At 69.8% G+C, this 19502-nt stretch carries 11 protein-coding genes and 5 pseudogenes; 13 read left to right on the forward strand and 3 right to left on the reverse strand.

Annotated elements, in window-relative coordinates:
• Positions 1-20: 20 nt before the first annotated feature.
• The 13 genes and pseudogenes from K6K41_RS16200 to K6K41_RS16265 all read left to right on the forward strand — a co-directional run bounded on the left by K6K41_RS16200 (position 21) and on the right by K6K41_RS16265 (position 12692).
• On the forward strand, positions 21-743 hold the full coding sequence (locus K6K41_RS16200; RefSeq protein ID WP_261401369.1) for a L,D-transpeptidase: 723 nt from the start codon (positions 21-23) through the stop codon (positions 741-743).
• A gap of 399 nt (positions 744-1142) precedes the next feature.
• Positions 1143-2470, forward strand: a pseudogene (mnmE, locus tag K6K41_RS16205) (tRNA uridine-5-carboxymethylaminomethyl(34) synthesis GTPase MnmE).
• Positions 2471-2781: 311 nt separating this feature from the next.
• A pseudogene (gene miaB, locus K6K41_RS16210) lies at positions 2782-4123 on the forward strand (tRNA (N6-isopentenyl adenosine(37)-C2)-methylthiotransferase MiaB); the annotation flags it as partial.
• Between the two features lie 152 nt (positions 4124-4275).
• Positions 4276-5234, forward strand: a pseudogene (locus tag K6K41_RS16215) (PhoH family protein).
• Between the two features lie 186 nt (positions 5235-5420).
• Entirely contained in the window at positions 5421-5768 is a 348-nt protein-coding gene (ybeY, locus tag K6K41_RS16220) for an rRNA maturation RNase YbeY (RefSeq protein ID WP_315855230.1), read from the forward strand.
• Between the two features lie 255 nt (positions 5769-6023).
• Positions 6024-6356, forward strand: a pseudogene (locus K6K41_RS16225) (CBS domain-containing protein); the annotation flags it as partial.
• A gap of 79 nt (positions 6357-6435) precedes the next feature.
• Positions 6436-6765, forward strand: coding sequence for an HlyC/CorC family transporter associated domain-containing protein (locus tag K6K41_RS16230; RefSeq protein ID WP_261405760.1), 330 nt, complete (start codon positions 6436-6438; stop codon positions 6763-6765).
• Between the two features lie 26 nt (positions 6766-6791).
• A pseudogene (gene lnt / locus K6K41_RS30515) lies at positions 6792-8382 on the forward strand (apolipoprotein N-acyltransferase).
• Between the two features lie 140 nt (positions 8383-8522).
• Complete coding sequence (locus K6K41_RS16245; RefSeq protein ID WP_261401371.1) at positions 8523-8930, forward strand: helix-turn-helix domain-containing protein; 408 nt, start codon at positions 8523-8525, stop codon at positions 8928-8930.
• Positions 8931-9058: 128 nt separating this feature from the next.
• Positions 9059-10231 carry a methionine adenosyltransferase gene (metK, locus tag K6K41_RS16250; RefSeq protein WP_261401372.1) on the forward strand — a complete coding sequence of 391 codons (1173 nt, stop codon included), beginning with the start codon at positions 9059-9061 and terminating at the stop codon, positions 10229-10231.
• 184 nt (positions 10232-10415) lie between these two features.
• Complete coding sequence (trmB, locus tag K6K41_RS16255) at positions 10416-11105, forward strand: tRNA (guanine(46)-N(7))-methyltransferase TrmB (RefSeq protein ID WP_261401373.1); 690 nt, start codon at positions 10416-10418, stop codon at positions 11103-11105.
• A 72-nt stretch (positions 11106-11177) separates the two neighbouring features.
• Entirely contained in the window at positions 11178-11789 is a 612-nt protein-coding gene (locus tag K6K41_RS16260; protein WP_261401374.1) for a LemA family protein, read from the forward strand.
• A gap of 198 nt (positions 11790-11987) precedes the next feature.
• Complete coding sequence (locus K6K41_RS16265; RefSeq protein ID WP_261401375.1) at positions 11988-12692, forward strand: lytic transglycosylase domain-containing protein; 705 nt, start codon at positions 11988-11990, stop codon at positions 12690-12692.
• Here the strand turns inward: K6K41_RS16265 and K6K41_RS16270 are convergent.
• The 3 genes from K6K41_RS16270 to K6K41_RS16280 form a co-directional block, all read right to left on the reverse strand.
• Positions 12643-15546 carry a hypothetical protein gene (locus tag K6K41_RS16270; RefSeq protein WP_261401376.1) on the reverse strand — a complete coding sequence of 968 codons (2904 nt, stop codon included), beginning with the start codon at positions 15544-15546 and terminating at the stop codon, positions 12643-12645. The genes K6K41_RS16265 and K6K41_RS16270 overlap by 50 nt on opposite strands.
• Before the next feature lie 177 nt (positions 15547-15723).
• Positions 15724-16803: a hypothetical protein gene (locus K6K41_RS16275; RefSeq protein ID WP_261401377.1), complete on the reverse strand. Its 1080-nt coding sequence runs from the start codon at positions 16801-16803 to the stop codon at positions 15724-15726.
• Entirely contained in the window at positions 16800-19442 is a 2643-nt protein-coding gene (locus tag K6K41_RS16280; RefSeq protein ID WP_261401378.1) for a hypothetical protein, read from the reverse strand. The genes K6K41_RS16275 and K6K41_RS16280 overlap by 4 nt, the downstream gene beginning before the upstream one ends.
• Between the last annotated feature and the right edge of the window lie 60 nt (positions 19443-19502).

The raw sequence follows: 19502 nt of genomic DNA on the forward strand, positions 1-19502 counted from the left end.
GATGCTGGCCGAGCGCTTCCATGGACGAGGCCTTTCTTCGTCGCCTCAATCCCGACGTCACCTTCGCCGAGGCCGGCGTCGACGTCGTGGTGGCCAATGTCGGCAAGCCGCTGAAGGCCAAGGTCGCGCACATCGTGGCCGACAAGGCGCGCAAGCAGCTCCGCGGCTACGACGCGCAGGACCGGCTGATCGTGGCCTATCCGGCGACCATCGGCTCGTCCGACACGCCGTCCCCCACCGGCCACCACGCGGTGAAGGCGATCGCGCTCAATCCGGACTACTGGTACCGGCCGAAGGTCAATTTCGTGCAGGGGACCAACACCAAGGCCCTTCGCCTGCCGCCGGGACCCAACGGCCCGGTGGGCGCGACCTGGATCGGGCTCGACAAGCCGACCTACGGCCTGCACGGCACGCCCGAGCCGTCCAAGATCGACAAGACCAACAGCCATGGCTGCGTGCGCCTGACCAACTGGGACGCGCGCGAACTCGCCGGCATGGTGTCTCCGGGCGTCAAGGTGGACTTCCAGGAGCCGGAGGGCATGGTCGCGCCCGACGCCGAGCCGATGGCCGAGGTGCCGGCGGCGCCCGAGCGGGGCCGCGCGCTGGTCGAGGATTTCGGCCGGGAGTCCGCCCCGCTCGACGAACCGGCGCCGGTCGTCGAGGAGCGCCCGCGCGGGATGGACCCGCTGCCGGCCCCGCGCCTCGTGCCCGAAGCGCCGCGGGTTCGCCAGTCGATGCGGTGAGCGACGAAGCGTCATCCCGGGCGGCCGGAGGCCGAGCCGGGATCGGTTTCAGAACGTGACGTCGTCCGAATGCTGTCCCGACTTTTTGGGCTTTGTAAGGGTGGGATGTGACGGCGCCTCGATAAGAACGCGCGTCTCCCCCGCTCGTTTTTCCCTCCCTCGCAGAGGGGAGGGCGGCCCCGCGACTGCGGGGTCGGGTGGGGTGCCCGGGCGTAAAGCTGTCGGCCGCCGGAAAACGCGGCTCCAGCCTCCTCCACCATGGGCTTCGCCCATGGTCCTCCTCTTCCGCTTCGCAGAGGAGGATCAAGGAAGGCGCTGCCATCCGTGCGGGGATCCTCCCCTGCGAAGCGGCGGAGGGGGCTGGCGCGAGGCTCTCCAAACCGTCACAGCCTATTCGGCATGAACGATCGGCTCTCTCCCTCCCGCGACACCATCGCGGCCGTCTCGACCGCGCCGGGCGCGCGGCGATCGCGGTCATCCGCGTGTCGGGTCCGGCCGCCGGCGAGGCGCTCGACGCGCTCGCGGGACGGCGGCCCGAACCGCGCCGCGCCGCGCTTCGGGCGTTGCGCGACCCGCGTGACGAAAGGCTGATCGACCGCGCACTCGCGCTCTGGTTCCCGGGTCCGGCGTCGGCCACCGGCGAGGATCTCGCCGAACTCCATCTCCATGGCGGCCGAGCGGTGGTGGCGGCGGCGCTCGACGCGCTGCTCGCGCTGCCGGGACTGCGGGCCGCCGAACCCGGCGAGTTCACCCGCCGAGCCTTCGCGGCCGGGCGTCTCGACCTCGCCGAAGCCGAAGGGCTCGCCGATCTGCTCGAGGCCGAGACCGAGGCCCAGCGCCGGCAGGCGATCCTGCAGAGCGAGGGGGCCTTGTCGGCGCTCGTCGAGGGCTGGCGCGAACGGCTCGTCGGCGCGATGGCGCTGGTCGAGGCCGGGATCGATTTCTCCGACGAGGACGGCGTCCCGGAAGAGACGCGCGCCGCGGCCCGCCAAGACGTCGAGGCGCTCGCGCAGGAGATCGCCGCCGCGCTCGCCGACACCCGGGCCGAGCGCCTGCGCGAGGGGTTCCGGGTCGCGCTGATGGGACGGCCGAACGCCGGAAAGTCGTCGCTTCTGAACGCGCTCGCGCGGCGCGAGATCGCGATCGTCACGGAAGCGCCCGGTACCACCCGCGACGTTCTGGAGGCGCGGCTCGATCTCGGCGGCTACCCGGTGGTCGTGGCGGACACCGCCGGACTTCGGGACGCGCAGGATCTCGCCGAGCGCGAGGGGGTTCGCCGCGCGGAGGCGCAAGGCCAAGCGGCCGATCTCGTGCTCTGGCTCGAGGACGCCGCCGCGCCGCAGGAGCCGCCGGCGATCGAGGCTCGCGAACTGTGGCGGATCGCCGGCAAGGCGGATCTCGCGTCCGGACCGGCCGACGATCGCCGCCGCGTGTCCGCAAAGACCGGCGAGGGGCTCGACGAACTCGCTGAAGCGCTGGGGCGAGCGGCCTCGACGGCGCTCGGGACGGCCGAGGCCCCTGGCCTCACCCGCGCCCGTCATCGCGACGCGCTGCGCGCCGTCGCGGCCGAGCTCGACGCGGCGCTGGGACGGTGGAGCGCGCTGCCCGAGGAGCTTCTCGCCGAACGCCTGCGAACCGCCGCCGCCGAACTCGGCCGCATCACCGGCCGCATCGGGGTGGAGGAGGTCCTGGGGCGGGTGTTCTCGTCGTTCTGCATCGGGAAGTGAGGGCGGCGTTCGCCTCCTCCCCCATCGCTATCGCGATGGTCCCCCTCCTCCGCTGCGCAGAGGAGGATCAAGAGGGCGCGGCGCATCGTGCGCGGATCCTCCCCTGTCGAAGACGCGGGAGGGGGACCGTCCGGAGGACGGGGAGGGGGCGAGCGCCGCGCTTTCCATAAACTTGCGCTGTCTCACTTCACCCACGCCTGTGACGAGCGGCGCCGGCGCTATTCTCTCGTCATGCGTTTCAGGTTAAGGCTTTGGGGTCGAACGGCGCGATGACGCCCGCGCCAGCCTGAAGGACCGACCCGCAGAGCCGAATGACAGCCCGTACCCAAAAGCTCTTCGTCAAATCCTACGGCTGTCAGATGAACGTCTACGACGCGGACCGCATGGCGGACGCGCTCGGCGCGGAAGGCTTCTCGACGACGCAGAGCGCCGACGACGCCGACGTCATCGTGCTCAACACCTGCCACATCCGCGAGAAGGCGGCCGAGAAGGTCTATTCGGAGCTCGGCCGCATCCGCAAAGCAGCCCAGGAGGCCGGACGCCGGCCGATCGTGGCGGTCGCGGGCTGCGTCGCGCAGGCCGAAGGCGCCGAGATCCTCAAGCGCTCGCCCATCGTCGACCTCGTGGTCGGGCCGCAGAGCTACCAGAACCTGCCCGAGCTGATCGCCAAGGCCCGCGCCGGCGAGCGGCCGGTCGACACGGAATTCGCGGTCGAGAAGAAGTTCGAGGCGCTCGCCAGGCCCGCCATGCGGCCGGCGCGCGCGCCTGCGGTCTCCGCGTTCCTCACGGTGCAGGAAGGCTGCGACAAGTTCTGCACCTTCTGCGTCGTGCCCTACACCCGCGGCGCTGAAGTCTCGCGTTCGGTCGCCCAGGTGCTCGGCGAGGCGGAGCGTCTCGCCGGTTCGGGCGTGCGCGAGATCACCCTGCTCGGCCAGAACGTCGACGCCTATCACGGCGAAGGTCCGGACGGGCGGCCATGGACGCTGGCGCGCCTGCTCGAAAGACTGTCGGAGATCGATGGGATCGCGCGGCTGCGCTACACCACGAGCCACCCGCGCGATTTCGGCGACGACCTGATCGCGGCCCATCGCGACCTGCCCAAGCTGATGCCGTATCTGCACCTGCCGTGCAGTCGGGCTCTAACCGCATCCTCAAGGCCATGAACCGGCGGCACACCGGCGCGGAGTATGTCGAGCTGATCGGCCGCATCCGCGAGGCTCGGCCCGATCTCGCGCTTTCGGGCGACTTCATCGTGGGCTTCCCCGGCGAGACCGACGCAGACTTCGAGGACCACGATGGCGATCGTCGAGGCGGCCGACTACGCGGCCTCCTTCACGTTCAAATACAGCCGCGGCCCGGCACCCCCGCGGCCGGCCGCGCCGGGCAGGTGCCCGACGAGGTCATGAGCGAGCGGCTCGCCAGGCTTCAGCGCGCATCTCCGAGCGGCAGGCCGCGTTCCAGCGCTCGCTGGTCGGACGCCGGCTCGAGGTGCTGGTCGAGCGGGCCGGACGCCATCCCGGCCAGATGGGCGGGCGCTCGCCCTACCTCATCCCGGTCCAGATCGAGAGTTGCGACGCCGCCCCCGGAGACCTCGTCGAAGTCGACGTGACGGGCGCCGGCGCCAACAGCCTGTTCGCCGCGCCCGCGGGCGCGCGCGCGGAGCAATTCCACAGCTCGCGGAGGCCACCGCTTGACGGCGGAGACAAATGTGCGGGGCTTCGACCCCTTGAAGAGCGCAAGCGCCGCGGCCCGGCCGCGCAAGCCGGGCTTCGCCCGGGACCGAGGCGTCGCCCGCCGAAGTCACCATCGCCTTCGAGGACAACCGGCACGCCTCGAGCCTGTTCGGCAGCCACGACCAGAACCTCGCCTTCCTCGAGCGCCGGCTCGGCGTCGAGGCGACGGTCAGGGGCAATCACGTGGCGATCCGCGGCCCGGCGGACGCCTGCCAACAGGCCAAGAAGGTGCTCGAGAGCCTTTATGACCGCGTCCGCCGCGGCGAGCAGGTGGCGCTCGGCGACGTCGACGGCGCGATCCGCATGACGCTCTCGCAAGGGTCGCTGTTTCCGCCCGCCGAGGGCGATCTCGCCCGGCCCGGCTTCGCGCAGGTCTCGACCCGCAAGAAGACCATCGTTGCGCGAACCGCAGCCCAGGACGCCTATATCCGCGCGCTCGGCAAGCACGAGCTCTGCTTCGCGACGGGCCCCGCCGGCACCGGCAAGACCTACATCGCCGTCGCCTGGGCCGCGGCGCTGATCGAGCGCGGCGAGGCCGACCGCATCATCCTTTCGCGTCCGGCCGTCGAGGCCGGCGAGCGGCTCGGCTTCCTGCCCGGCGACATGAAGGAGAAGGTCGATCCCTATCTCCGCCCGCTCTACGACGCGCTTTATGACGTGATGCCGCCCGAAAAGGTCGAGCGCGGCATGACCTCGGGCATGATCGAGATCGCGCCGCTGGCCTTCATGCGCGGCCGCACGCTCGCAAACGCCGTGGTGCTGCTGGACGAGGCGCAGAACACGTCGTCCATGCAGATGAAGATGTTTCTGACGCGCCTTGGCGAAAACAGCCGCATGATCATCACCGGCGACCCGACCCGATCGACCTTCCGCCGGGCCAGGTGTCGGGCCTCGCCGAGGCCATCGGCCTGCTCGAAAACGTCGAAGGCGTCGGCGTCACGCGATTTTCAGCGCAGGACGTGGTACGTCACGAGTTGGTCGCGCGTATCGTGCGAGCCTATGAGGGCGCGCACCAGAGCCCGAAAGTTTGAGCGCGGCCAAGAAGACCTTGAACGACGAGCCATGAGCCCGGACCGATCTACTCCCGTCGCGCTCGAGACCGTGCGCGACACAGACCTTTGGGACGCTCTTCCGCAAGCCGAGCCGTCGTCGCGGCCGCGGTCGTCGCGGCCTTCGCGGAAGCGAAGCTGAAAGCGCTTCCCGACGCCGAACTCGCCGTGACGCTGTCCGACGACGCGCGCGTCGCCGAATTGAACGGCGAATGGCGCGACAAGCCGACCCCCACCAACGTGCTGACCTTCCCCGCCGTCGAGCCCGACGAGACGGCAGACGCGCCGATGCTCGGCGACGTCATCCTCGCCTTCGAGACCGTCGAGCGCGAGGCGCGGGAGGAGGGCAAGAGCCTCTCCGACCACGTCTCCCATCTCGTCGTCCACGGCGTGCTGCATCTCTTCGGCCACGACCATCTCGACGACGACGAGGCCGAGGAGATGGAGGCGCTCGAGACCCGCGCGCTCGCGCGCCTCGGCGTTCCCGACCCTTACGCGCTCGACGCGCTGACCTGACCAGACCCGATCCGCACGGACCAGATGTCTTCGACAGACCGACCATTGCGCCCCGGCGCCGCTCTCATCGCCGAACCTGAAATCAGGGATAACTGGTTCGAACGGCTCCGGGACTTCGTCGGGCTCGGGACGCATCCGACCGCCCGCGACGACATCGCCGAGGCGCTCGAGGGCGACGCCGACGACCTTTCGGTCTCGGCGCGCGCGCTGCTGCGCAACGTTCTGGCGTTGCGCGGCACCCGCGTCGACGACGTGATGGTGCATCGCGCCGACATCGTCGCGGTGTCCGAGGACACGCTCGGCCAGCTTCTGCTCACCTTCGCGGAAGGCGGCCATTCCCGGCTGCCGGTGCACAACGGTTCGCTCGACGAGCCAAAGGGCATGGTCCATGTGAAGGACGCGCTCGCGCTGTTCGCCCAAGGGGCGCAGGGCGCGGCTCATGAATTCAACGCCGCCGCCGTCGATCTCGGCGCCCGCATCGCCGATTGCGACGTGGTGCGGCCGGTGATCTTCGCCCCGCCCTCGATGGCCGCGACCGACCTGCTCACCCGCATGCAGTCGATGCACCAGCATCTCGCGCTCGTGGTCGACGAATATGGCGGCGTCGACGGTCTCGTGACGATCGAGGATCTGGTCGAGACGATCGTCGGCGACATCGAGGACGAGCATGACGACGAGGCGGTGGCCTCGATCCGCGCCGACGGCGACGGCGGCTTCATCGCCGACGCGCGCGCCCCGCTCGACGAGGTGGCCGAGGCCGTCGGCCCGAGCTTCGACGTCGCGGCCTTCGAGGACGAAGTCGACACGCGGCGGCCTCGTGGTGACGCTCGCCGGCCGCGTGCCGGCCGAGGGCGACGAGATCGAGGGCCCGGGCGGCCACCGGCTCACGGTCCGCGCGGCCGATCCGAGGCGCGTGATCGAAGTCGGGATCGCCGCAGGGCCCGAGCGCGAGGCCGGCGAATCGGATAGGCCGGGAGACGCCGCCGACGCGGCCTGACGTTCTCGCGCGTTCCGGGGCCCGGCATGAGCCGCATTCTCGAGTCGGTCTCCGCCTTCGCCGCCCGAGTGACGCTCGCGCGAGGCCGCATGTCGGCCGCGATCGCGCTCGCGGCCGGCGCGCTGTCGGCGCTCGCCATGCCGCCCTTTTCGGCCTGGCCGGTGCTGTTCGTCACCTTTCCGGTCGCCGTCTGGCTGATCGACGGCGCGTCGGGACCAAGCCGCTGGAGCAGCGCGCGCGGCGGCCGCGATCGGCTTCGCGTTCGGCTTCGGCTATTTCCTCGCAGGCCTCTGGTGGATCGGTTCGGCGTTTCTCGTCGACGCCGACGTGTTCGGCTGGCTGCTGCCGTTCGCGGTCGCCGGCCTGCCGGCGCTTCTTGCGATCTTCCATGCGGCCGCCTTCGCCTTCGCGCGCCTGATCTGGACGCCGGGTTGTCGGCGCGCGCTCGCCTTCGCGGCCGCGCTCGGGCTCGGCGAACTCGCCCGCGGGCATGTCTTCACAGGCTTTCCCTGGAACTCCTTCGGCTATGCGCTCGCCGACCAGGCGTGGTTCGGCCAGTTCGCCTCGGTCATCGGGGTCGAGGGGCTGACCTATCTGGCGCTCGCGATCTTCGCCGCGCCGGCGCTGCTCGCCGATCCTAAGCCGGCGAAATCATATCTCGTCACAGCGCTCGCGACGCTCGTCGCGCTGGCGGGCTTCGGCGCGGCGCGGCTCGCGTGGTCGCCTGCGGCCTTCGACGAGAAGATGACGTCCGGGTGCTTCAGCCCGAAATCCCGCAGGACATGAAGTCCCAGGACAGCGCCCGCGACACCATCATGGACGCCTATATGGCGCTGACCGACGAGGCGAAGGACCCGCGCCACCGCGGCTTCTCAGACGCGCCTTGTGGTGTGGCCGGAATCCGCCTTCCCCTTCATGCTCTCCCGCACGCCCGACGCGCTCGCCCGGATCGGCTCGAGCCTCGCGCCCGGGGCCGCGCTCGTCACCGGCTCGGTGCGGGGCGAACGCCGGCCCGACGAGTCCGGCGAGGCGGACTTCTGGAACTCGATCCACGTCGTGGGCGACGACGGCTCGATCCGCGGCACCTATGACAAGATCCACCTCGTCCCGTTCGGCGAATACTTGCCGTTCCAGTCCGCGCTCGAGGCGATCGGGCTCGAGGCGCTCACCCGCCAGCGCGGCGGCTTCGCCACCGGCGACCGGCGCGCGGTGATCGCTTTGCCGGACGGCAAGCGCTTCCGGCCGCTGATCTGCTACGAGGCGATCTTTCCCGAGGAGGTGGAGGGCGACCAGCGGCCCGACTTCTTGCTGAACGTCACCAACGACGCCTGGTTCGGGCGCACGCCCGGCCCCTATCAGCACGCCGCCCAGGCGCGGGTCCGCACGATCGAGCAGGGCCTGCCGATGGTGCGCTCGGCGAATGGCGGGATCTCGTCGATCGTCGATTCACACGGCAGAATCGTCGCCGCGGCGAAACTCGGCGAACGCCGCGTCGTCGACGCGTTGCTGCCTCTTCCGATTGAGTCGACGGTGTTCGTCGCGACCCATGGTTTGCTTCATTTGGCTTTCCCGGTCGTTTTTCTGTGTCTTGTCTTCGCAAGACGATCTCGCGTTTGACAAGGCTTAGACGAAATGACCATGTACGCCACATGCCGCAGGGCGGCGCGGGTTGCGCCCGCGGCCTGTTCGCGCGGGCGTCTGGACGAGGAGATCTTCGGCGGGGCGACGCCGCACGATCAGGTTGCGAGGAGAACTTGATGATTAAGAAAACGCCCAACCCGATCGACAAGCACGTCGGTTCTCGGGTACGAATGAGGCGTGTCTTGATTGGCATGAGCCAAGAAAAACTGGGCGAAGCGCTCGGGATCACCTTCCAGCAGATCCAGAAATACGAAAAAGGCACCAACCGCATCGGCGCGAGCCGGATGCAGCAGATCTCGACCGTCATGGGCGTGCCAGTGTCCTATTTCTTCGAGGACGCTCCCGGCTCCGAGATCAAGGCCGGCGGCTTCGGCGAATCCCAGGGGTCGGATTACGTGGTCGACTTCCTGACCACGACCGAAGGCCTCCAGCTCAACAAATCCTTCGTGCGGATCTCCGATCCCAAGGTGCGGCGCAAGATCGTCGACCTCGTCGCCGCCCTCGCGGACCAGCCGGCCAACTGATCCGCCGGCTTCGCGGTTGCGGCGAACGCGCGCAACCGCTTGACCCTGCTCCGCCCTTCTGGGATGACAATCATCGTTCGTAAGACCGAACGTTTCCGTCGTTCGGCCGATCGAGGGGAGAACGTCCTTTGGCCCGCGCCGACTATCTTTTCACGTCTGAATCCGTCTCCGAGGGCCATCCCGACAAGGTGAGCGACCGCATCTCCGACGAGGTGGTCGACATCTATCTCGGCGCCTATCCGGAAGCCCGCGTGGGCTGCGAGACGCTCTGCACCACCAACCGCGTCGTGATCGCGGGCGAGGTGCGCGGTCCTGACTCCATCACCAAGGAGCAGCTGATCGAGGCGGCGCGCGCCGCCATCAAGGACATCGGCTACGAGCAGGACGGCTTCCACTGGAAGAACGCCGACATCGCCTGCCATCTGCACGCCCAGTCCGCGCACATCGCGCAGGGCGTCGACGCCTCCGGCAACAAGGACGAGGGCGCGGGCGACCAGGGCATCATGTTCGGCTACGCCTGCAAGGAGACGCCGAGCCTCATGCCGGCGCCGCTGCATTACTCGCACGGCATCCTGAAGCGCCTCGCCGAAGTGCGCCACTCGGGCGAGCAGCCGACGCTCGGCCCGGACGCCAAGAGCCAGGTCACGGTGCGCTACGCCAACGGCAAGCCGGTCGGCGTCACCTCGATCGTGCTCTCGACCCAGCACACCGACGAGAACCAGTCGTCGAAGGACATTCGCGAGATCGTCGAGCCGTACATCCGCGAGACCCTTCCCGAGGGCTGGATCTCCGACGAGACCGTCTGGCACGTGAACCCGACCGGCGTGTTCGTGATCGGCGGCCCTGACGGCGACGCCGGCCTCACCGGCCGCAAGATCATCGTCGACACCTACGGCGGCGCGGCCCCGCACGGCGGCGGCGCCTTCTCGGGCAAGGACCCGACCAAAGTGGACCGCTCGGCGGCCTACGCGGCCCGCTACCTCGCCAAGAACGTGATCGCGGCCGATCTCGCCGACCGCGCCACGATCCAGCTCTCCTACGCGATCGGCGTCTCCGAGCCGCTGTCGATCTATGTCGACCTGCACGGCACCGGCCGCGTCGACGAGGCCAAGCTCGAGAAGGTGCTGGGCGAGGTCATGAGCCTCTCTCCGCGCGGCATCCGCACCCATCTCGCGCTCAACAAGCCGATCTACGCCCGCACCGCGGCCTACGGCCATTTCGGCCGCGAGCCCGACGCCGACGGCGGCTTCTCCTGGGAGAAGACCGACCTCGTCGACGAACTGAAGTCGGCGCTGGCCTGACACGAGAACGGTTGACCGCCGGGCGAGCTGCGCGCCGGCGGTCATCCCGGGCTTGACCCGGGATCCGGAAACGTCGACATCGCAAATGTTCGCGGACCCGTCGCGGATCTGGATCCCGGCTTTTCGGCCGGAATGACGGCGGCGGAACCCCGTGATCCGCCAGCATCTCCACAAGACGCCCCCGATGACCGAAGCCCCCCGCTACGACGGTTCGTTCTTCGGCCGCCGCCACGGCAAGCAGCTTCGCAAGGGCCGCGCCGAGACGATGGCCGACGCGCTGCCGCGTCTGTCCGTCGACCCTGAAACGCTCCCGACCGACCTCACGGACCTGTTCGACTCTCCCGTCGGCGAGGTCCGGCTCGAGATCGGCTTCGGCGGCGCCGAGCATCTGCTTCATCGCGCCGGCGAGGCCCCGAACGTCGGCTTCATCGGGGTCGAGCCGTTCTTCGACGGCCTCGCAAAGGGCGTGGCGGGCGTCGAGCGGCTTGGCCTCAAGAACGTGCGCCTCTTCGGCGACGACGCGACGCTGCTGCTCGACCGGCTGCCGGAGGCCTCGCTCACGGGCGTCGACCTGCTCTATCCCGATCCGTGGCCGAAGACGCGCCACTGGAAGCGCCGCTTCGTCAACGACCGCAACCTCGCCCGCCTCGCCCGGGTCGTGAAGCCCGGCTCCCTGTTCCGCTTCGCCTCCGACATCGACACCTATGTGTCCTGGACGCTGGCGCATGTCGCGCGCTCGCCCGACTTCGTCTGGACCGCGGAGCGCCCCGCCGACTGGCGCGAGCCGTTCGCCGGCTGGCCCGGCACCCGTTACGAGCGCAAGGCGATCCGCGAGGGCCGGCGGGGAACCTATCTGGCGTTCCGCCGGACCTGATCGACGCGCCCGCCCTTGACATTCGCCTGCGCAAATCGACCCTCTTCGCCGCCAGCCGCCCGGGAGGACTCCATGGCCATCGCCCTTTCAGCGCCGTTCCGCCGGCTCTTCGCCCTTGCGGCGCTTCTCGCGCTTTGCGGTCTCGCTCGCCGGCGGCGCGTCAACAACGTTCCGACGCTGGAGGAGCAGGCCAAGGCGCGCTGGTCCGAGGTGCAGAACCAGTATCAGCGCCGCGCCGACCTGATCCCGAACCTCGTCGAGACCGTGAAGGGGTTCGCGCGCCAGGAGGAGAAGGTGCTGACCGAGGTGGTGGAGGCGCGCGCCAAGGCCACGCAGGTGACCATCGACGCCTCGAAGCTCTCCGACCCCGAAGCCGTCAAGCAGTTCCAGCAGGCCCAGGCCCAGCTTTCGGGCGCGCTCGGCCGGCTGCTCGCGGTCTCGGAGAACTATCCGGACCTGAAGTCGAACCAGAACTTCCTCGCGCTCCAGTCCCAGCTCGAGGGCACCGAGAACCGCATCGCGGTGGCGCGGCGCGACTACATCCAGGCGGTCCAGGCCTACAACACCGAGCTCAGGACCATTCCGGGCAAGTGGATCGCAGGCTTCCTCTATCCGGAGGCCAAGCCGATGGCGACGTTCGAGACCGCGCCGGAAAACCAGGGCGCGCCGAAGGTGAGCTTCTAGCGGCAGGGGCGCGCTCGACAGTCATCCCGGCCGAAGAGCCGGGATTCAGACGCGCCGAGCCCGTCGGACAAATCTCGGACCGACCGAGTTCCCGGATCCCGGCTCAAGGCCGGGATGACGGCCGGCGGTTCGCCCGGCGTCAGCGCATCGTTCAGCTTTCGCCGCTAGTCTCGCTCGCGACGATGCCGCGAGGGCGACATGACACGAACGATCGGTCTCGCGCTCGCGCTTCTCGCCTGGCTTCCGACCGCCCACGCGCAGGACGCGCCGCGCCCGCTCGAGGTGCCCCACGGGGTCTCGGAGCGCCAGAGCTATGTCGACATCGTGCGCCGCGAGGCTTCGGCCCGCGGGCTTCCGCCCGAGGTCGCCGAGGCGGTGGCGCATGTCGAGACCGGGTTCCGGCCGGACGCCGTGGGAGCGGTGGGCGAGATCGGGTTGATGCAGATCCGCCCCGCGACCGCCGAGATGCTCGGCCATGACGGCGGGGCGCTGGCGCTGTTCGATCCCGAGACCAATGCGCGCTTCGCGGTGCGCTATCTCGCGAAGGCCTGGAAGCTCGCCAATGGCGATCTCTGCCGCGCGCTGATGAAATACCGCGCGGGCCATGGCGCGGAGACGATGTCGCCGCTGTCCGCCACCTATTGCCTGCGCGCCAAGGCCTATCTCGCCCGGCTCGGATCCCCGCTCGCCGACGGCGTCGCGCCGGAGGTGGTGGCGATCCGCGAGATCGACGGCGACCAGCCGAAGACCACGACGCGCAAGGCCGGCCCCTATCTCGGCTGGCGGCCGGGGCGTCATACGGCCTCCGACAACGCCCGCTTCTGGGAGCGCCACGAGACCCGCATCGCCGCGCTCAACGCCAAGATCGAGCGCCGCTGGAAGATGCGGATGGCGAAGCGCTAAGCGGCTGTCGCCGGCCCGCCGTCAGTCCCGCCGTCGCGGAACGGCGGGCGCCTCGCTCAGACCGAGACGTTCGTCGTGACCATTTCGAGCCACGCGTTGAGGTCCTTGGAGCTGATTTGGTGTCCTGGTTCCCGCTCTCGCGGATGCCGTCGACGGCGCGGCGGAAGTCGGCGTTGTTCAACAGGAACTGCGCCGCGTTGCGCTCGTCGTCGTTGTCGGTCTCCTCGACGATCTTGTTGAGGTCCTTCTCGCTGACGATCGAGTCCGAGCCGTTCCAGTCGTCCCAGCGGTCGACGATCACGTCGAGGTCCTTGCGGTGGTCGTCGTAGAACTTGGCGTCGTAGACCCGCCCGACGTTGATCCGGTAGTAGTCCGACGTCGAGATGTAGCCCTTGTCGCCCTCGAGTCCTTCGGTGCCGGCCTCCATGTCGGTGTCGTCCCACGGCCGGGCGTCGTCGGTCTCGAAGCTGTAGCCGCGCGGGCCAGGCCGCGAGGTCTGGCCTGCGAGATACTTCTCGAACAGGTTCTTCTCGTTGAGATTGCTGTCGACGTGGAGGTAGGGGGCGAGCCGGTTGAGTGAGCTGCCGCGCTCGCCTTCGGTCTCCTGGAAGTGCTTCCACTCCTCGGCCTGGAAGTCGAACATCGACCGGTCGTCCGGCGCGTCGCGGCCGCCATACATGAAGCTGGCGTAGCGGGCGTATTCGAGCTTGTCGCCCCAGTCGCCGGCGGCGACGCCCTGGTCGGCGAGGCGTCCGAAGAACTCGCCCTGGCTGTCGGTGAGCTTCTGCATCTTCTGATGCGCGACGGCTTCGGCGATGAGCGCGCCCGCGATGCCGAACACCGCGCCCGCGACGCCGAGCACCGGCCCAAGCACGCGGGATCCGATCGCGAGCCCCTGAACCACGCGGGCGCCGATATTGCCGCCAAGGCGCGCCGCGAGGTTCGAGCCGTTCGGCGCGAACATCTTGATCGTGTTCATCGTCGCCATGGCGGTGGTGGCTGAGCCGCCGCCGATCGAAAGGCCGGCGCCCGCCTTTTCGAGCTCGGTGTCCGCCTTCTGCAGCGTGCGCACCCCGGTCACGATGTCCATCACGCCGCCGGTGACGTCGAGGCCGGCGCCGCCCATGAAGCGCACGAAGGTGCGGCCGAGCTTCTTGGCCGTGGAGGCGTCGGGCGCATCGCCCATCTTGTCGCCGAGCTTTTCGAGCGCCTTGTCGAACTCCTTCTTGTCGTCCTCGCTGAGATTGCCGAGGTCGAGGCCGAGGTCGCTGTTCGCCAGCTTGTCGGACGCCGTGTTGATCTCCTTGGTCACGCCCTTGGCGATCTCGGAGTCGACCTTCGACTCGCCCTTCCAGATGTCCGGGAAGTTGTCGTCGAGCAGGCCGAGCCAGGCGGTCGCGTCGGACTTTGTGCCGAGGTTCACGAGGTTCGAGCCGAACTTCGAGAAGTCGTTCGCCTGGCTGAGGCCGCCGACGAGATCGCGCACCGCCGCGATCTGCTCGTCGCTCGTCATCTCGCTCCAGCCGCCGTTCGAGAGCTGGACGCCCGCGCTGACGAAGCCCATCGTCCCGGTCAGCGCGCCGAACGTGCCGGTCTTGGCGCCCCCGTCCACGAACTTGCGGAAGGCGTTGCGGTCGTCGGTGGAGAGGCTGTCGAGCTTCTCGCCGATGACCTTGTCGGAGATCTCCCTGAGACGGGCCTGGTCGCTCTCCGACAGGGGCCCGCCGCCGACGGGCTTGAGGTCCATCCAAACGCTGCGCAACGCCATGTTGACCTTGGCGCTGTCCTCCGCGCTGAGGTTCTTCGACATGTCGGCGAAGTCTTTGAAGTAGGCGTTGAGCGCCTCGGCCTCCTTGTAGGCCTTGCTGCCCTTGTCGGCGATCTGCAGCCCGCCGTTGATCGCCGACTGCCAGACGTCGACGGTGGCGCGAAGCCCGGCGTCGAGGTTTTCGGGGTCGATCGACTCGGGGTCGGACACATACTCGTCGAGCTGATGCGTCATCATGTTCTGATCGAACTGCTGTTTCCGATCAGCGAATTTCTCAGGCTCGAAGTAGTTCAGCGCGTCGAAGTAGTTGCCGACCTCCTTGTCGATCTTGTCGGCGAGCTCCTCGTCGCCCGCCGCGGTCGCCTTCTCCTTCATGTCGATGACGTAGTCTTCGAACGCCGTGTTGGGCTCGCCGTCCTTGAACAGGCCCTCCATGGTCTTGGACTTGATGCCGTCGAGGGCTTCTGACGGAACGCCGTCGATCGTCGCCTTCAGCGCGTCGTCGTAGCGCTTTGCGATGCCCTCCTTGCCCATCAGCTCGGAGATGCCTTCGGCGACCTTCTTCTCGTCGACCATCTCCTTGACGTCGAGGCCGTTCAGATGGGTCGGGGAATCCTGGCTCTCGCGATAGGTGCCGGCCCCGGTCTGGATCTCCTCGGCGTAGCCGTAGAGGTCGTAGCCGTTGTCGATCGCCCCTTGCGCGTCGATCAGGTCGAGGAGCTTGGCCTCGTCCGAGCCCTTCTCGATCTTGCCGCTTTCGAGGTCGTCGCGGAGGCCCTGGACGAAGTCCTCGGTCGCCTTGGTCGCGACCGTGGTGTCACCCTCGACCTTGATGTCGAGGACGCCGTCGCCGGCGAAGTCGGGGATGTCGTATTCGTCCCGGATCTCGCTCTCGCTCATCGAGGTCGGATCGGTCTCGGGCTCCTGCCCCTCGGCCTCGGCTTCAGCCGGCGGGGCGTCCTCCGTCGGGGGCGGCGCCGCCTGGGCGTTGACGAGCGCGGCGTCCCATGCCGGATCGGTTGTCGGAGGCGCTTCTTCCGGCGTCGTGGATCCGGGCGGGACGGAACCTGGGACCGAAAGCGTCATGAAATCCTCCTGGGCGATCGCGTGACGTCTTTGTGATCGTATGACGATATAGCCGCGTCGGGAACCGGGGATTTTGGATTTTCATGCGGTTGACGCCGCAGGTTGCGGCTTCGCTCCCGCGGTCTCCTCTCCTGCGGGCGTCGGCGGCCGCCTTCGGAAACGGCCGCCGATCATCATTCATCCGACGCCGAAGACCGGGCGTCCGTAGATCTCTTCGGCATGCTCGCGGAGGTCGGCGAGATCCTGGACCTCGGGCGCTCGGATCACCACGCCGCGGGGGCCGACCCTGTCGCGCTCGCGGTCGTCTGGCGCAAGACGGTCGGAATAGACCTCCGCGCCTTCCGAACCCTCCAGAGGCTCCATCTCGTGGGTGGCCGAAACGAGATCGCTCAGCCCCTCGGGATCGAGGTTTTGGTCACGGGCCGTGTCAAGGAAGGTGGACGGATCGAGCCCGCCCGCCTCCATCGCCTGCGCGATCGCCGGCCCGGCGGAGACGTGGCCGGAGCGATCATAGTCGGCGAGCGCCTCCGCCTGTTCGCGCGAAAGCCCTGCGGTCTCGAGATAATCGGCCGCCGCGCCTTCGTAGCGGCGCTGCGCGTCGAAATCGCGCTTTACCGTCAGGGCGATGCCGGCGCCCAGCATGAGCCCCGCGCCGATCGGCCCGGCGGCCGCGCCGCCATAGCCGACGCCGGCGGCGAGCACGACCGCGCCGCCCGTCGCGCTCACGCCGAAGATGAACGCTTCGGCGTTGTCTCCCCGCGCGATCGCGTCGCCCAGGAGAGCGCCGTCGACGAGGACGCTCGCAGCGCGAAGGAACGACGATGCGCGCACCCATCCGGGCTGGTCGTAGAATTGCGTTCCGACCGGTCGCGCGACGCCTTTCGGAAGCGCGTCCGTGATCGTGTCGGCCGGAACCCGCGGATTGGTGCGCGGAAGCAGCGAGGCGACGTAGCTGTCGACGCCCGGCATGCTGAAGCCGAGCCTCTGGAGCGCCGCGCGGCCCGCGGGCTGGTTGGCGAGAAAGCCGCTGAGCTCCGCCGCCTGATGCCCGACGCCCGCCGCCAGGAAGCCGCCCCTCAGGGCGTCGCGCCAACTGCCGCTGTCGCTCGCGAAGGCGTTCATCGTCTGCCAGAGCGCGACGCCGCCTGCGACCGTTCCGCCCGCGTTGAGGAAGCCGCCCGTGTAGGACGTGCGACGGACGTCCGCCGTCACGGGGCCGTTGCTCAGGAAAGGCACCCGGTCCGCCAGATTCGTCATCTGCGCGACTGTCGCGAGGCCGCCGGCGCCGTGTTGGCCGACGAGCCGCGACGGATCCGAGAGCGCCGCTCCCATGATCGACTGAAACGCCTCCTTGGCGACGCCGCGCGTGGCGTTGACGAACTGCCGGGATTGACGATCGCGTTCGGGTCCGCGATCGCGCGCGCTTCCGCCACGAGCGTGCGATGGACCGCTTCGCTCCTCGCCTCCGGGCTCTCGTTCACGACCGAGGCGACGCCCGGATCGTTGACCGCGCCGTTGCGGGCGTCGCGGAGGTCGCGCACGCCTTCGATCCCTGCGAGCGGCGCCAGCGCGGGGTCGTTCGCCGTGAAGGCTGCGCGCTGGATGTCGGCGCCGGCCTCCGCAAGCGCCTCATAGGCCGCGTCGAACCCGGCGACGAACTCCGGATGCTCCTGGAGATAGCGCTCCGTCGCCGCGTCGGCCTGCTCGGGCGTCATCAGGTCGTTGAAGTCCTGACGGACCGTCACAAGCGGGTCGGCCACCTGACGGAACTCGTCGAGCCGCTCGGTGGCGGTTTCGCGCAGCCGCTCGAAGCCCTCCGCAACGCCTTCCACGACATTCGTCGCGCCGTCGGCGTCGCCGCGCTCGTGAAGCACGCCCGCCATCGCGACCTGGAGCCCGGCGCCCGCGCCGTCCTCCATCGCAAGGGCTGCGAGCTCCCTGTAGTCCCCGCCATTCGCGAAGGCGCCGCCGCGCGCGCCGTCCACCATCGCCTGCGCCACCGAGCGCGTCGTCTGGGGACCGCCCGTGACCGCGAGCGAAGCGCGGTCCGTCGCAAGCGCGATGTTGCTGAAGACCTCGCGCCGTGCGGGGGACGACTGGATCGACTGATTGTCTCCGCCGGGACCGCCCTGCGTCCAGCTGATGCGGTCGCCGAGATCGCGGCCCATGCTCTGGATCGTCGGGAGCGAGCCGTCCACGACGCGCCGCGCGATCTCGGGCGGCACGCCGAGATCCGGGCTGGTGGCCCGTTCGAGCTCGGCCGCCGCGTCCACCGCCGCGTTCGGTCCGCCCGCGCCATAGGCGTCGCGCACCGCCTCGACGCGCGGGTCGATCACGACCGCGGTCAGCCCCTCGTCGACGCCGGCCTGGAAGGTCTCGTCCTGAAGGCCGAGCGTCTGCATGGTGGCGGCGCGCGTGACGCCGGCCGTCACCGCCATCTCGGGCTCGACCGCGTCATGCGCGCCCTGGATCTGGCGCTCGGCCTCGGCGTCCGCCTCGCCGAGCTCGCGCGCGGCCGCGGCCTCGAGCTCGGGGATGCGCGCGGCGTCGGCCGGGTCGGCGCTGGCGCGGGCGGCGTCGAGCGCCGCCTGCGCGTCGCGCGCCTGCTCGTATTCGGAGACGACGACGCCGAGCGTGTCGCGGGTCACGCCCTGGGCGCGCCAGGTCTCGACCGCGCCCTCGCGGGCGTCCGCCACGGCCCGCTCGACCGTCGGATTTTCAGGCAGCTCCTGCGTCAGCAGGTCGTAGCGCTCGACCGTGGTCTCTTCCGGATAGGCCTCGCCCTCGCCGAGATCCAACAGGCCGCTCGTCAGCTCCGTCTCGAGGTTCTGACGCGCGCCGTCGGCGTTCTGTTCGGCTGCGTTGAGCGCGCTTAGCGTCGCGATCGGGCTGCGGGTCGGGGCCGAGGGATCGGGGTTCGTGATCTCGGTCTGCAGCGCCGTCAGCTCCTGATCGGCGTCGCTCGCCTGCGTGGCGAGCGCCGAAAGCTCGGTCGAGGTCGTGGTGTCGGCGCGCCAGGCCGCCTCGGAGCCATCGGCCGCTTCGGTCACCGCCTGCTGGAAGCGCGGATCGTTCGGGTTGGTGGCGCGGATGGCGTCGAGCGTCGGCGCCGCCGTCCGGTCCGCGAAGGGCTCTGCGCCGCCCGACAGCGTGAGCTCGCGCTGGGCCGCGTCGCGGACGCCGCCCCAGGCCTCGTCGGACAGGGCGCGGGCCGCGACCGCGTCGTCGCGCGCGATCCGCTGCTCCTGCGGCGTGAGCGCGGGATCGATGGCGCTCCGTTTGAGGCTCGCGAGGTCGGCGTCGCGCTGGCGCGCCGCATCGGTCAGCTCCTGCAGTTGCGCGCCGGTGGCGCGGGTCTCTCGCCACTCCCGGTCGACGGTCTGGTTGGCGGAGGTGACGCGCTCCTGGAAGGTCGGGCTCTCCGGAACCCGGGCGCGGATGGCCTCGACGGTCGGCCGCGTCGTCTCGTCGACCGGGAACCGCGCGGTCTCGCCCGCCTGGCGGATTTCGCCCGCCACGCCGGTCTCGACGGTGGTCCAGGCGTCCCGTGCGTTGGTCCGCGCCTCGGTGACGGCGGCCCTGTCCTCGGAAAGCATGCGGGCGGTCGGCGTCCGGTCGAACACCGCGGCCCGGCGGTCGGCGGCTTCCGCGGTCGCGACCTGGGTGCGGGTGTTGATCGTGGCCGGGTCGCTGGTCGGGACCAGCACGACTTCCGGCGGCCGGATCAGGTCGGGGTTCTGGATTTGGGCGTTGTTGGCGATCGTGCCGCCGACCGGCGCGTTCGCAGTGCGCGAGATGCCGGTCAGCGTGTCGCCGGGGGCGACCGCGCGCGGCACTTCGGTCGGCCTGATGTCGGGGGCCGCCGGAACCAGATCGGCGGGTCCGCCGCGCATCATGCGGCGCTCCTCGGCGAGCTGGACGCCGGCGTTGAAGGCTCTTTGCGACTCAGGCGACGG

Origin of the sequence: Chenggangzhangella methanolivorans (assembly GCF_019797865.1) — a bacterium.
In the GTDB taxonomy this organism is placed as follows: Bacteria; Pseudomonadota; Alphaproteobacteria; order Rhizobiales; family Methylopilaceae; genus Methylopila; species Methylopila methanolivorans.

Excerpts from the sequence above, each read along its gene's own strand:
- K6K41_RS16230 (WP_261405760.1), top strand. The coding sequence starts at position 6,436 with ATGACGACGAGGCGGTGGCCTCGATCCGCGCCGACGGCGACGGCGGCT.
- K6K41_RS16245 (WP_261401371.1), top strand. The coding sequence starts at position 8,523 with ATGATTAAGAAAACGCCCAACCCGATCGACAAGCACGTCGGTTCTCGG.
- K6K41_RS16200 (WP_261401369.1), top strand. The coding sequence starts at position 21 with ATGGACGAGGCCTTTCTTCGTCGCCTCAATCCCGACGTCACCTTCGCC.
- K6K41_RS16280 (WP_261401378.1), bottom strand. The coding sequence starts at position 19,442 with ATGATGCGCGGCGGACCCGCCGATCTGGTTCCGGCGGCCCCCGACATC.
- K6K41_RS16260 (WP_261401374.1), top strand. The coding sequence starts at position 11,178 with ATGGCCATCGCCCTTTCAGCGCCGTTCCGCCGGCTCTTCGCCCTTGCG.
- trmB (WP_261401373.1), top strand. The coding sequence starts at position 10,416 with ATGACCGAAGCCCCCCGCTACGACGGTTCGTTCTTCGGCCGCCGCCAC.
- K6K41_RS16270 (WP_261401376.1), bottom strand. The coding sequence starts at position 15,546 with ATGACGCTTTCGGTCCCAGGTTCCGTCCCGCCCGGATCCACGACGCCG.
- K6K41_RS16275 (WP_261401377.1), bottom strand. The coding sequence starts at position 16,803 with ATGACGAATCTGGCGGACCGGGTGCCTTTCCTGAGCAACGGCCCCGTG.
- K6K41_RS16265 (WP_261401375.1), top strand. The coding sequence starts at position 11,988 with ATGACACGAACGATCGGTCTCGCGCTCGCGCTTCTCGCCTGGCTTCCG.